This window comes from Shewanella sp. (assembly GCF_041630135.1).
Lineage (GTDB): Bacteria > Pseudomonadota > Gammaproteobacteria > Enterobacterales > Shewanellaceae > Shewanella.
On the sequence record NZ_JBFKLW010000046.1, the window covers coordinates 1 to 13,668 of the forward strand.

At 49.7% G+C, this 13,668-nt stretch carries 13 protein-coding genes; 2 read left to right on the forward strand and 11 right to left on the reverse strand.

Annotation, left to right across the window (positions count from 1 at the left end; genetic code table 11):
* Positions 1 to 42 precede the first annotated feature (42 nt).
* The 3 genes from ABYK60_RS12735 to ABYK60_RS12745 form a co-directional block, all read right to left on the reverse strand.
* Complete coding sequence (locus ABYK60_RS12735) at positions 43 to 594, reverse strand: chalcone isomerase family protein (protein ID WP_372872402.1); 552 nt, start codon at positions 592 to 594, stop codon at positions 43 to 45.
* 21 nt (positions 595 to 615) lie between these two features.
* On the reverse strand, positions 616 to 1,095 hold the full coding sequence (locus ABYK60_RS12740; RefSeq protein ID WP_372872403.1) for a DUF2947 domain-containing protein: 480 nt from the start codon (positions 1,093 to 1,095) through the stop codon (positions 616 to 618).
* Between the two features lie 82 nt (positions 1,096 to 1,177).
* Entirely contained in the window at positions 1,178 to 3,661 is a 2,484-nt protein-coding gene (locus ABYK60_RS12745; RefSeq protein WP_372872404.1) for a 6-hydroxymethylpterin diphosphokinase MptE-like protein, read from the reverse strand.
* Positions 3,662 to 3,966: 305 nt separating this feature from the next.
* Between ABYK60_RS12745 and pseB the strand changes: the two genes are divergently transcribed.
* Complete coding sequence (gene pseB / locus ABYK60_RS12750) at positions 3,967 to 4,962, forward strand: UDP-N-acetylglucosamine 4,6-dehydratase (inverting) (protein ID WP_372872405.1); 996 nt, start codon at positions 3,967 to 3,969, stop codon at positions 4,960 to 4,962.
* Positions 4,959 to 6,110 (forward strand): UDP-4-amino-4,6-dideoxy-N-acetyl-beta-L-altrosamine transaminase, encoded by a 1,152-nt coding sequence (gene pseC / locus ABYK60_RS12755; RefSeq protein WP_372872406.1) that lies wholly within the window; start codon positions 4,959 to 4,961, stop codon positions 6,108 to 6,110. The genes pseB and pseC overlap by 4 nt, the downstream gene beginning before the upstream one ends.
* On the opposite strand, the gene ABYK60_RS12760 is transcribed toward pseC, so the two are convergent.
* From ABYK60_RS12760 to ABYK60_RS12795, 8 genes are all read right to left on the reverse strand, one after another.
* A complete protein-coding gene (locus tag ABYK60_RS12760) occupies positions 6,089 to 6,355 on the reverse strand; it encodes a hypothetical protein (RefSeq protein ID WP_372872407.1) in 267 nt (88 codons plus the stop codon). The genes pseC and ABYK60_RS12760 overlap by 22 nt on opposite strands.
* The gene (locus tag ABYK60_RS12765; RefSeq protein WP_372872408.1) at positions 6,352 to 7,650 is read right to left on the reverse strand and encodes a motility associated factor glycosyltransferase family protein; all 1,299 of its coding nucleotides are present in this window, start codon (positions 7,648 to 7,650) and stop codon (positions 6,352 to 6,354) included. Before ABYK60_RS12765 ends, ABYK60_RS12760 begins: the two co-directional genes overlap by 4 nt.
* Before the next feature lie 15 nt (positions 7,651 to 7,665).
* Positions 7,666 to 9,813: a class I SAM-dependent methyltransferase gene (locus ABYK60_RS12770; protein WP_372872409.1), complete on the reverse strand. Its 2,148-nt coding sequence runs from the start codon at positions 9,811 to 9,813 to the stop codon at positions 7,666 to 7,668.
* A 375-nt stretch (positions 9,814 to 10,188) separates the two neighbouring features.
* Positions 10,189 to 10,926: an SDR family NAD(P)-dependent oxidoreductase gene (locus ABYK60_RS12775; RefSeq protein ID WP_372872410.1), complete on the reverse strand. Its 738-nt coding sequence runs from the start codon at positions 10,924 to 10,926 to the stop codon at positions 10,189 to 10,191.
* A complete protein-coding gene (locus ABYK60_RS12780; RefSeq protein WP_372872411.1) occupies positions 10,923 to 11,831 on the reverse strand; it encodes an AMP-binding protein in 909 nt (302 codons plus the stop codon). The genes ABYK60_RS12775 and ABYK60_RS12780 overlap by 4 nt, the downstream gene beginning before the upstream one ends.
* Positions 11,832 to 12,066: 235 nt before the next feature.
* Positions 12,067 to 12,312: a hypothetical protein gene (locus tag ABYK60_RS12785; protein WP_372872412.1), complete on the reverse strand. Its 246-nt coding sequence runs from the start codon at positions 12,310 to 12,312 to the stop codon at positions 12,067 to 12,069.
* Between the two features lie 13 nt (positions 12,313 to 12,325).
* Positions 12,326 to 12,892, reverse strand: coding sequence for a UDP-4-amino-4,6-dideoxy-N-acetyl-beta-L-altrosamine N-acetyltransferase (pseH, locus tag ABYK60_RS12790; RefSeq protein ID WP_372872413.1), 567 nt, complete (start codon positions 12,890 to 12,892; stop codon positions 12,326 to 12,328).
* 10 nt (positions 12,893 to 12,902) lie between these two features.
* On the reverse strand, positions 12,903 to 13,667 hold the full coding sequence (locus tag ABYK60_RS12795) for an SDR family NAD(P)-dependent oxidoreductase (protein ID WP_372872414.1): 765 nt from the start codon (positions 13,665 to 13,667) through the stop codon (positions 12,903 to 12,905).
* Position 13,668: the final 1 nt, after the last annotated feature.

Consider the following 13,668-nt stretch of genomic DNA (forward strand, 5'->3'; position numbering starts at 1 on the left):
AGGTCCCTTTTTCGTTTTTGCAGCGGCGTTATTGCAGCGCCATCAAAGCCCCAGCATTTCTTGCTTCAGACTTTTTTGGGCGGGTTTGTCGCCAAGCCAGATATTCAACAGTGCTCTGGCAAAGTCGGTATCACCGATTTTTGGCTGGGCGACGCCGTTTTTCACCGCTATTACGCCATCGGTAGCGGTTTGCAGTATAAAGCGATCGCCGGGTTTGATTTCAGCATCAAACAGCGCCATAAAGGCGGCAATATTGGCCTTCATGGCGGCATCCTGCTTGCCCTGGGTGGCAGCATCAAAGCCTTCATTGATGGCATCACGCATCTTATCGCTGGTGATAAGGCCAGACAGAATATCGAGCTGTATAATGGCGTTTTGCTGCGCCAGCACCTGCTCGCTGGTTTGCGCCCTGGCAGGCAGATACAGGCTGCCAACGTACAAATCCATAAAGAATTTACTGCGGACACCGGCGCCGTTCAGCACAAAGGCCTGATTGTCCCGGGTAAGCGAATCGGCCAGGTCCACACCGGACACTTCTTTGGCGGAGGCGAAAAGTGGCAAAACGCACAACAGCAATGCGAGTACAGACTTCATAAAAACTCCAAATAAAGCGAATTAACTGCGAACGCCCAGCTGCACGTTGCCGTCTTGCAAAAACAGCGCAACCTGAGGCTGGCTGTCGCAAATCAGCAGTGGACCATCATCGAAAAACAAGAAGCACTTCCAGTTGCGCACAAACACATCCCAGCGGGTCTCGATGGCCTGGTATTTGTCGTAGCAAAAAAACACCCGGGTGTCGCCCGGCCAGTCAAAATGGGTTTCTACCACGGCGGGCAGCGCCGGGTCTTCGCTGTCCCATGGGCCTTGCCAGACATCTGATTTCACCCAGCTTTTAGGACGTCCGCCCCAGTCGGCTTTGGAGAAGTGTTCGGAGGCACTGGCCTTATCGCTCACCAGTTGTTTCCACACCAGCATGGCACTCTTTTCATCCAGCGGATAAATACAGGCCTTGTCGTCATCGCTCACGGGTAAATCTTTGTTGTTGAAAATCCACTTGCGACGATACTGCTCGAGGGGAATATGGCTGGTTTGCAAAAGAAGCTCCTGATTGCTTGGGAAGGCACAAAGGCTGGGCGGCATTATAGCCAGATGCCGCCCGCAGGCAAAGGTGCGGCCTCTATTGGCGATAGAGTTCGCTTAAATAGTGTTTGGCCACCGCATTGCCCGGATCGGCCTGTTCTGCCTGATGGAAGGCGCTGATGGCCATGTCCCGCTCACCGGCATCCACCATAAACTGACCAAACTTAATCCAGGTAACTACGTCGCCCGGGTATTTGTTCAGATACTCAAGATAGGTCTCGGCCGCCGCCTGATACTGTCCTGTCAGCTTTTGCACGCTGGCATAGAGCGGACAATATTCATCGCTGTACTCCACCAGTTTTGCCAGTGCCAACAGGGATATTTCCGGCTTACTCACCTTTAGTCCCAGGGAGGCCATTTCCTTGTACTCACGTTCGGTGAGGTTTGCTTCATCTAAATGCAGCAATGAGCTCAACGCACTTTTGGAGTTACCTTGAAGTTCAAACAGAAAGCATTCTGCCAGCCGATAAAGGCGCTGTGCCTCGACATCCCTGGAGGCTTTGGTTTTAAGGATGGCAACCATCTGGGCCAGACCAGACTGATTTCTGGCCTCTTTGAGCAGCAATAGTTTTTGTTCAACAAAGTTGAGGGCTGAATTCAATTGAATAATGCGTTTGGCAAGCTCGGGCTTTTCCTCAATGATGGTGTTTAACTTATTTTGTAAGGCTGCAAATTGGCTCTCGAAGGATGCTGGTATCGGATGATGCCTTGACCACAGTTGCGCACGGCCAAATTGATTGAACTTTTGCCAGCCGTTTAACAGGCTGTTTATTTCGCTTCCATCATGCAACTCAGACATCCGCAATTCCAGTCTTTCGAGCGCTATCTGAATAAGTGAGCGAAGCTGTTCACTACTTGCAACGAAGGCTCGGTAATAGGCATCAGTCATTGAAAACATATCATCCTGCTGCCATTCACAGCTATCCATCGGCGTTAGAAACTGCGTAAACTCGGCATAGCCAAAGAACTTCAGGAATTGCTCCATCCTGCCAAACTTTGTATTTAGTTGCTTTTCGATGGCATCGATTCTGCCGGTTAAAGATTGGTAGTAGGTATTGCTATGGGAGTGAACTTTTTGCGCTTTTTTCAGGGAATCGTTGTATTTGAGTGCTTCACGGCAAAGCGCGCTGATATCTGCCAAATGACATAGCGACTGCTTTAATGAACTCGACATATTCTGAAAATACTTCGCTTTATCTTCGCCCCCCAGCGGCGATGACAGCTTCATCAGAAGCTGCTGCTTGCCCTTGATGAGCTCTCCAAGTTGAATGGTGTCAATGGATTGATGTGGAATACCCTTAGCTTTGGCAGCTTGTGGTGCCAGATTAAATACGCGTTGAGTATTGGGCAAAGTGCTTGCTTCTTCTTCAAGGGCCTGCAATGCATAAAGCATCTGAATCGATGTCTCTGCTTGCGTCCCCTGGTACGTATCAACCCATTCACCTATAACGACCATGTTGGCGCCAATTGCAGCTTCATGGCTCCCTTTGGCGTGGGTTACGCCATTGCTGGCATAACATAAATCGGTACCAGAAAGAAAAATCCGCCCAAAGCCCATTTTTATGGCGATATGCAAGGCTGCGTTGGTCACTGTAGGGCCTTGGGTTTGAATATTGCCGATATCATGCTCAGCTTCCCAGGGTAAGCGCTGCCCGGTGAATACGGATTGACCGTGCCAATTAGCCAGTAATCTCGGTTCAACATGGTTGCAATTAATAAACAGAACGCTTTGGGGAAGTTTCAACATCTCTTTGCTGACATCAAAACTGACTTCTTGCGGATCGACAGATACCACAATATCAGGGATCAAGTTGTGGCTGAGGAGCTGACGGCTAATTCTGGAAACTGCAATAATAACCAGATGCTGCTGATTCCGGATAACCCATGGAAGGTGTTCATCCAAAGAAGGACCGCCGGCCAGAATGACGCAGTCTTTTTGAAGAAAACTGTCTTTAAGCACTTTAGCCGGAATTTGATTGTCAGGCAGGTTTTCAAGCTGACGCTGAATAAACAGTTTTTGTGTTAATCCAACTGAATGCTTAAATGTTTGCTGCTCAATGATTTTTTCAATATGAGTAAACAGGCTCACATACTCAGTAACATGAGCATATTTTGCGCCTTGTGACTTATGTAACTGTGTGGCCTTTTTTGTAAAGTACACGGGGAAAGGGTTTTCATCGATTATGGCTTCAAATTGTGATTGGGACAATATTTGAACTTTTGAGTGTAACTGCTTCGGAATATTGATATTCATCAGTTCCATTACAGCGTCTAACTCTACAAAAAGATATCGACTTCCATTTGGCAAAGGATGTTCAAGAACATAGTTTGCCAATAGGCCTGAGTCCAATCCCACAATCACGTGCAAGTGATCTTCATTATTGAATAAGCCAGAGTATTCTCGTGAAAATATCTCCGCGGACGGTTGATTTTCAAACAATCCGCGGTTTACGCCAGGAAGATATGTCTCTCCAAACTGAGATACCGAAAAAATGGCCGGAATTGTGGTTTCGATACTCATTTGCGGTTATTCCCTTTAGGCAAAAATAGGGTGAAGGTGTCAGAAGTTTGACTCGAGCCTTGTCTTGGGTATTTACAACAATACCGAAGCAAACTGCGTACCAAACTAGCTTATGCTACCAATTAGTCAATATCCAGATTGGTACAAGAATTGCTTGGGTGAATTGTGACGAATGTCTGGCAAAGCACTTAAAGCCATGCAATCAATTTGTGGACTTTTGAGGCTTTCTGGCTATTCTATCTAGGTAATGTTTTGAATATTTGTGACTTTTTCTTGATTTGCAACACAGCTGACTGGGGGCGTGTATGTTTGACGGTAAATCTATCCTGATTACGGGTGGAACTGGCTCCTTCGGGCGGAAATATGTCAGCACACTGCTGGAAAGATACAAGCCAAAACGGTTGATTATTTACTCTCGTGATGAACTTAAACAGTACGAGATGCAACAGGTATTTAATGAGCCCTGCATGCGTTATTTCATTGGTGATGTGCGAGATGCCGATCGTTTGATGTACGCATTCAAAGAAGTCGATTTCGTCATCCATGCAGCGGCCATGAAACAGGTGCCAGCAGCAGAATACAATCCCATGGAATGTATCAAAACCAATATTCATGGCGCTGAGAATGTTATCAAGGCTGCCATTGCCAATAAAATCGCCAAGGTGATTGCACTGTCTACCGATAAGGCGGCCAATCCCATCAATCTCTATGGTGCGACCAAGCTGGCTTCAGATAAGCTTTTTATCGCTGCAAATAATATCACCGGCGGTGGAAAAACCCGTTTCTCGGCAGTGCGCTATGGCAACGTGGTGGGCTCCAGAGGTTCTGTCGTCCCTTTGTTTAAAAAGCTTATCGAAGATGGCGCTACATCCTTGCCTATTACCCACCCCGATATGACCCGTTTTTGGATAACCTTGCAGGATGGGGTTGATTTCGTCTTGAAAAATTTTGCCCGAATGCAGGGGGGCGAGTTGTTTGTGCCCAAGATCCCGTCAATCAGGATCTCTGATTTGGCCACTGCTTATGCCCCAGAGCTGAAGCAGGACATCATCGGCATTCGCCCCGGGGAGAAAATGCATGAAATTATGTGCCCCGCTGACGACTCTCACCATACACTGGAATTTGACGACCACTTCGTGATTACTCCCAGCATTAAATTTTTTGGCCGCGAATCGGATTTTTGTACCAATGCCTTGGGTGAAAAAGGTAAGCCTGTTGCCATGGGGTACGAGTATAACTCCGGCACCAATCCGCATTTTTTGAGCGTCGAAGAAATTATCCAATTGGACTGTAAAGCATGATCCTATATGGCAAACAGGATCTTAACCAAGCCGATATTGACGCAGTTATTGACGTGCTTCAATCAGACTGGCTGACCCAAGGGCCCAAGGTGCCAGCTTTTGAGCAGGCTGTGTGTGACTTCACAGGTGCAAAGCATGCTGTTGCGGTCAATAGTGCCACCTCGGCGCTGCATATTGCTTGTTTGGCGCTGGGCGTTGGCTCCGGCGACCTTGTCTGGACTTCGCCCATTACCTTTGTCGCTTCTGCCAACTGCGCTCTTTACTGCGGTGCGGGTATTGATTTTGTGGATGTTGACATTGCGACCGGTAATATGTGCCCCAGGGCGTTGGAAAAAAAGCTGGTAGAGGCCAAGGCTAAAGGCGCGCTGCCCAAAGTGGTTATCCCGGTGCACCTGTGCGGCCATAGCTGCGATATGCAGGCTATCTCAGCACTTGCTAAAGAATATGGCTTTAAGGTTATTGAAGATGCTTCCCATGCTATTGGTGGCAGCTTCCATGGCAATAGAATTGGCAGCGGTCATTACAGCGACATCACTATCTTCAGTTTTCATCCTGTTAAAATTATCACCAGCGCAGAAGGTGGTATGGCATTGACCAACGATGATGCGCTTTCGACTGTGCTCAGGCTATTGCGCAGCCATGGGATCACCAAAGATTCGGATACCATGTACTTGGCTGATGAGGGCGATTGGTACTACGAACAACACCTGCTGGGGTTTAACTATCGAATGACAGATATTCAGGCGGCGTTGGGGTTATCCCAAATGAATCGGCTTGATGACTTTGTTACTCGAAGAAATCTGCTGGCCACCGAATATCGTGAGTGCTTGGGAGACGATAACAGGGTTGCAATTGTTGAGCCGTTGGATGAAAGCCTGAGCTCATGGCACCTTATGGTAATAAGGCTGATGGAGCCTGATAGCAGAAGGAAAATATTTGATGATATGCGCCAACAGGGCATTCAGGTGCATGTCCATTATTTTCCCGTTTACTTACAGCCATACTATCAAACAAGGTTTGGTTTTAAGGCTGGCTATTGTCCCAATGCTGAGCAGTTTTACCATGCCATTCTGACTCTCCCCTTACACGTGAACATTCAGGACACACAGGTCAGGGATATTTGTTCTCAGCTTGGTGATTTACTCTGAGGTTGTTTTAACACCTCAATCAGTTCATATTCCAGTGTATCGGCGAGCCCAAACCAATCCTGACGCTGTTGCTCTGCCAATGCCTGAGCTAATGTATTGCCCAGGGTTGGATAGTGGTTTTCATCAGCAGCGCTCAATAGATCGTCAATGGCCAATCTTAGTAACTGAGATCCAAATGCTTCCTGACCAAGCCTGAAATACCTTGCCGCCGTGGAAAAGTGCTGAATAATATTCTCGGTGTTCATAGCGATTCAGATCCTAAGGGTGGGCAGCCTTCAATTTTTGCTCCCAATGCAGAATGGTTTAAAAACTGGATATGTGGGTGGCGTTTAATAAAGACTTCCACTGCTAACAGGTAACCGCGCATATTGAGTGTCGTGGCAATATTTATCCCTTGATAGGATAGAACGTTATGCCCGGCATTATCATGGCTTACTCCCAGAATGCCATCCTCCCAGAAGGCATGGCTCTTACCTCCGGGAAATCCAAAATCACAACCACAAAGAATGATTTTATTGGTTGCGGATTTAGCCGCAATATCCAGAGCCGGATGTATAACACTGCCGCCGCTGAATAGTCTCGTCAACTGGGTATGAGAACCGAATTTGTCCTGAGTCGGCGATTTGGTCAGCGCGGCTACGCAGGGACCTTGCCAGGCATCGATAAGCAGAGGATCTGTAGTGGGGAAACAAACGAGAGTACTCAATGCAGAATGTGCAATCTCCAAATGTGCCACGCTGATTTTGGCATCCATGGTTACCACGATGTCTGGAACTATTCCATGACTTATCAATGCCTTGTGAGCCGTATCTGCGGCAATTATACCCATGTTGGGTAGATCGTTCTTTTGCTTTTTAAGCCAAGCGTACGCCTGCTCCAGACTGGGACCGGAGCCGATGACCACAATAGGTGATTTTTGATTGATAAACAGTGAGGATACATCGGGTAAGGACGTTAATTTTTCTACTGTTTGTTCAATTCGTGGTGCCGCTTCTTTTTCTGCTATCTGATGTTGTAAATCCACAAAAGGTCGTTGGAGTTCGAGATACAGATGATCTCGGACTTTAAGCACCTCTGTGTCGGCAAGTTGTAATTCAGGGATGATGGCTGTCCAGGGACCGCGATAACAATCGCTCCATACAGGACGGCGAAACGAAATCCTGGGGTTGTTTAACCAGCCAGTTTGATCAGTGAAATGTAGCACCATCGCAGTCACAGCCGCAGACATCAGGCAAAGTTCAACTCGTCGTTCTGGCCAACGCGCGAGTGCCAGCGCCGGAACGTCTCCCAACCCCATCCCAAAAATCATTAAGGGGTCGCCGCCATCTTTAATATGGCTAAGTAACAGAGCCGCTTCCTTATCTCTGTCGTGACGACTGGACAATTGTTTCCCGCCGACGGAAATCGTTTGCTGATGTCCTTCAATCAGCGTTGGCCCGAGCGCATCGATAGCTTCACTCGTCACTGACAAAAGACAGGCGGCCATATCCGGCCAACGTCTGCGAATGATGTCCAAATTTGCCTGAAAGAGTTCGGACATGCCTCTGTTCCTCTTTTATTTCAAACCTGAGTGAATGTGCGCCTGATAAGGGTCTGTTACCTGTAATGACCAGGCGTCAGCAAGTTGATGCATCCGACTCCGTGTTGGCCAATAAGTCGGCGTCAGCAAAATCGGTGTGCCTGCTTTTACCAGCATATCGGAGGGATATATCTTGGCTCCCAGATAGGTTTTATTAGTCAGCGCCGCATCAAATAACTTAACTTGACCGGAGCCTATTAAAAACTTAAGTTCCGGATAAGCATGAGCCAGCAGATATAAATCTCCGCCGACGCCCCACAGCGCAATGTCAGTGCCTGAGGCAAGCAGTTGGCGGATCCTGGCTATTATCCGCTCTTGCATGGCGCGGTAACCATCGAATCGCTGCAGAATGCTGTCGCGGGCGCTGTTTTTCAGCGGTGATGTCAGGGGACTGGGTGAGCCGTGGCGCAGGAGCAACTGAAGCCTGGGAATGCTGCCAGTGTGAAACCGGCGAAGTTTCAGGCATTCAAATCCCGCCACCGCAGCCATGCGAAGCAGAGATTCTTCAGTGTAGTAATGAATATGCTGGCCGTGGATAAGATTGGTTTCATGCAGGCAATTATCCGGCTCATAGCCACTGTCAGGCACCTCAATAAAGAGTATGCCGCCTTGATTGAGCCGCTGTTTAAGGCTGCTCAAAAACAGCACCGGCGCAATAAGATGCTCGAGCACATGGCTGCTGACAATCAAATCAAATTTGGCCTTACGCTCAACCTGTAAAATGGCACCGGGTGCGTTCAAATCACATGCGGTGATTGGGATCTCTTTTGCGCTAACACCTGCTTTAAAATCAAATCCGGCGTAATGGGCATCGGGTTTATATTCTTTAATGGTATCGAGTAACACCCCTGTGCCACAGCCAAAATCAGCAATGGTGTTAACGTTGGCGAGCTGATCTTTAAATAAGTCCAGCATATCATCGTAGGGCGAATCCGGGCCTGAGGCAGGCCACATATCCGGTGCGCCCTCAGATGAAAAATAGAGCAAATCAAACTCGCGTGGACCATAGGGTTTGGCTATCTGCACATGCCCACAGTGCCGACATTGTGCTATCGGCAGGTGCAGTGTATGCCGCTCAAGTTCAGGCCCTGACTTATCCCAATTGCCACTGTTCAGGGTTTCCAAAGGTTGCCAGTCGTTGCTGGCACACAGGGCACACAGACTCAGCTGCGCCTTTGTTGCCGAGCTTTGTGCGTATGAGTCAATGACCTCAGCCTGAAACCCCTGGGATAGCGCATTCATCTTTGTGCGTGTTTCTGCCAATGACGGGGTAATGACTATTTTGCCGTTTACGTTGCCGAGTGTTGCAGAAGGGGCAATGGTTTTGTCTGCCAGTGTATACCCGGCCCACTGGGCATCGTGCAGCACTAATCTTGGGTTTGCCAGCAGGGGGGCAAACCCGGGTTCGCCCATAAGCTGATAGAGATCCGCACCAACGCCCCAGAGGTGTACCTCTTCCCCCGCATTAAGTTCTCTGGCCACAGCTTCCAATAACTCAAGATGTTTGCTGTGGATATCGGCCTGTACCTGTTTGACTATGCCCTGAACACGATTGCTCAAAGGGCGCAGCAAGAGTTGAAGCCTTGGAATAAATCCGGTCACAAACTGCTTGCAGTTTACAATTTCATAGCCACAAAGTCCGGCCAATACCATGAGGGAGTGTTTGCTGAAGTAATGAATGTGCTGCTGGTTTACCAGGCTCGACTGACCCGATATTTCCCGGGGATGAGGATTGGAAAAGTCTGGCACCTCGATAAACACCATACCGGTATTTTTCAGCAACGGTCTGATAGCGGACAAAAAGGCGCGTGGGTCGGGCAAGTGCTCCAGCGTGTGGGAGCTGCAAATCAGATCCAGGCTTTGGTGCGGGTACAATGCCTTCAGGGCAGCAACATCACTCAAATTAGCACTCTGATAGCTGATGCCCTCCAATACGCATCGGTCGTTGAAATCCGCCCCGTGAAGCTGGGCCAGCGGCAGTCTGTCACGGCATGCTTTCAGAAGCTTACCGGGGCCGCAGCCCAGGTCAGCAATAACGGCCTGTTCGGGGAGTTCATCGGCGAAAATTGCTACCATTTGCTGATAGGGAAAGTCGCTTCCGATAAGGTTGGGAGACCAGTACACCTCTTCCTGAGGGGAGTGAAAATACAATCTCTGCAGCAGGGCCTCATTGTATTGGCTAAGATTCTGCACATGTCCGCATTGGCTGCAGCAACCCAGGGGATAATCTTCTGTATCACGCCACAGCGTCCCCTCATTACTTTGCCATACACCAAAGCTTATGGTTGAAAACTGTTCCCATTCAGTTCCATGGCATATTGCACATTCTTGCATTTAAGTATCCCGTCAGTGGATGAGCTTTCAGCAAGTTTCAAATACCAATCCGGTAAAGAAACTCATTCGGCAATGTCTTTGTTCCTCGGCGATTCATATCGTCAGGCGATACCTCATGGCATGGATACAGCTGTGCTTGGTGGGCGGCCTGTTTTTACCATAAGTTCAGTTGGTTATGCCGCCGTCTACCGTCATCGTTTGCCCTGTGATAAAGCCTGCCTCGTCCGACAGGAGGAACTGAACGAGGGGGGTAACGTCTTCAGCCTGTCCAAGACGTCCCAACGGGGTTCGGTTGATTATCTGATCCCGCTGTTTGGCTGAGAGTGTGGAAGACATTTCTGTTTCCAGGTAACCGGGTGCGACAGAATTGACCGTGATGCCTCTGCGACCATTTTCCCGAGCCAGAGCTCGGGTCAGCCCATCCAGGCCTGCTTTAGAGGCCGAATATGCCGCAAGGCCGGTGTAGCCACGACTGCCAATGATGGAACTGATGTTGATTATCCTGCCACCGCGGTTTTGCGGCAGCATCACGCGCAGGGCTTCCCGGGCAAGATACAGCGCACCATGCAGATTAATCTGCAACAAGGCGTCACTGTCCACATTCGGGAAGGTGGCAAGAATGCCTTCGCGGGCAACACCGGCATTATTGATTAGGCCCCACAGAGGCGCTTGAGCCCACTGGCAGGCCGCTTGAATAAAAGTATGCACCTCATCGGCGTTGCCAATATCGCATTGGAACCACTGAAAATCTTCGTTGGTCTCCAACGAGGCCACAGCGTCGGTGCGCTCACGGCTGCAGCCGCTGACTCTGTATCCTGCCGCCAGCAGCGAACTGGCAATTTCCAGGCCCAGACCACGGCTTACGCCAGTCACCACTACGTGTTTTTTGGATTCTGAACTCATTGGCCGATCCTTTGTTTTTTACCTGCGTCAGTTAGCGTAATTTCGGCTACGCAGCGAATAATTCGGGGACGAGTCTCGGGGGCAAGGCTGCTGCACAATGCCGCAATCTCGTCGTTGGCATCCGACTCATTCTGTGCGAGATACTCCAAACAAACCAGATGACCTGTAATGGGATTACTGCGGGCAAATACCCTGGCATCCGTGACGGAGTCGAGCGCTATTACTGCCTGCTCCAGCGCCTCCAGGTCTACCTTGACACCGCCGACATTGGCGATGTTATCGTTTCGTCCGTTAAAGGCGACTCTCTCCCCATGAAGGGTTACCCTGTCGCCGGTATTGAGCGTATTTCCAGCATGACTAACCCACAGCATGTCATCAACGATGGACAGTATTTTGCCGCCCGTCAGGGGGTGACCCAGCCAGGATGCTGGAAATCCGGCATGGCCATCTCTGACACTGAACACTACTCCAGCCTCTGTGGTGGCATAAATGTGCCGGATTGTGGCTGCGGGAAACATCCGACTTGCCAGCGTCAAAGTCGCTTCATCACAAATTTCACCACCAAAGGTTAATTGGGTGAGTGGCGGTAAATTATCATCCCAGAACAGGGTCATGGCGCGAAAAAGTGACGGGGTTATTCCCATGGCGTTAATGCGGGCATTGGTGGCAGCGGCAGCCTTTTCAGCCGCGCTGCTGTTGGCCGCACTTATCAGCAGGGCGCCACTGAAAAGTGCCTGCAAAATCACCTGTAAACCGGCGAAGCTCATCGGGTGATAGCAGAGCAGCCAGCGAGCGTCGGCATCCAGTGTTTTTGCCGGTAACAACTTATCCAGACTGTGGAAAACCAGCTTGGGCGTACCTGTGGTACCAGACGTTTGTAATCCGATACAAAAATGTGATGGCATCTGCTCCGGCAAGGGAACCCGGGGATCCCGTCTCAATATGACCGGACAGTTGGCCCCATGGGCTGTGCTAATCGCAGAGACTATGTGCTTTACAGGCATGGTATCGGTTGTGCTGAAGTCTAATACCACCTGGCCCTGGGGCGGAGTCGTTTGCTCCGTGGACGGAGGCCATTGCCACTCCCCCCCGGACTCGCTGCAACGAAAAGTCTCTTTTATCCAGTGCACTGCGATAAACTCAGCTGTTCATGGCCTGATACAGGGCGCTCAGCTCTGCAACAGAGTGGAATGTTTTAAACCCATCACGAAAAGGATCCTTACCAAGTGTCAGTTCCAGCGTGACCAATAAGGTTGCCAGATCCAGTGAATCCATTGGCAAATCCTGCAAAAAACGGCTGCCAGTGTTTATTTCAGGGCAATCCACGCCTTTTGCCTTAATCAGCGATTGAGTTTCCTGAATGATTAGTGCGGTGACATCTGTCATAAGTTAATCCGGTTTAAAGCGTTTTCCAGTCGTTAAAAGCCGCGGCAATGTGCTCGAGACTATAGTGCTGTTTTTGAAGTATCCAGTCTTCTTTGAGCTGCTCGAACACGTGTACATCGTGGAACTCGCCATACTTGAAAATATGTTGTTTGAAAACGCCCACCAATCTGGTTTTGTGCAGCAGTTGCAGCTTGACGACTTTTTCGTTCGCATTCATGACCAGATTGACAATCTTATTCATGCCCAAACGATGGAATACATAGTTGCAAATGTAGGTATGCATGGTAACACCGTATTTCAGCCGGGCAGGGCGATCGTAGATATAACTGCCGGTAGAACATTTTTTGTTGTGCCAGTCGATATCGGTAAAACATAAAAAGCCAATGGGCGTTTGCTCATCGCGGATCATATAGGCGCGATAATCCTCACGCCCGGTAAGGCTCTCAATCCAGCGGCGTTGCGATTCGACACTGGGGTTGACCAAGTCGGTAAACATGTTCTTGGTTATCTCAGGATCTGTGCGCCACTTCAGCAGCAGTTCGGCGTCATCTCCGGTAATGCGGGTAAATCTTAACCCCATGGTAAACCTCTTAATTGGCCAGGTAACCACCCTCTACCGGGAGGGTTACGGCGTTAATCCAACGCGCGGCATCACTGAGTAAAAATGCAATCGCATTGGCTACATCAACCGGCTCGCCAATTCCCATGGGGTGCTGGTCTAAAATGTACTGAAACTGTGCTTCAGTCATGCTGTCTTTGGTTTTTTGGGCCATTTCGGTATTCACCAGCGCCGGCGCAACGCAGTTTACTCTGATATTGTCCCGCAGCAGTTCCATTGCAAGTCCTCGGGTGGCCGACATCAGTCCGGCTTTACTGGCACCGTAAACCACATTTGCGCTTTGACCTATCAGCCCGGCAATGGATGACACCAGTACTATGGCTCCCTGGCGTTCTCTGTTGCGTCTTTGGCGGAATCCCTTGGCCACTGCCAGCGCACTGGCGAGGTTGATGCGCATGGTTTCGTCAAAAAAGGCAGCATCAAACAAACGGATTGAGCGGTTAAGCTGCACTCCGGCGCAGTGAACATAGCCGTCGGCGGGGCCGTGGGCCTTGTTGAGCGATACCACCCAATCTGCAATCCCATCGGTATCGGCCATGTCAAAGGGCGCGAGTATGTGACCGTTGCCGCTCATCGAGGCCAGCGTCTGTGCCAGGGCTTCCTCATTACGGCCACTGAGAATGACACGTGCACCAAGCTTTGAGAGCAGAATGGCGGTTTCGCGACCTATGCCGGCAGATGCGCCGGTGAGCAGCACTAACTTGCCGCTCAGATCCATCGGGTGAGAGGGTATCATC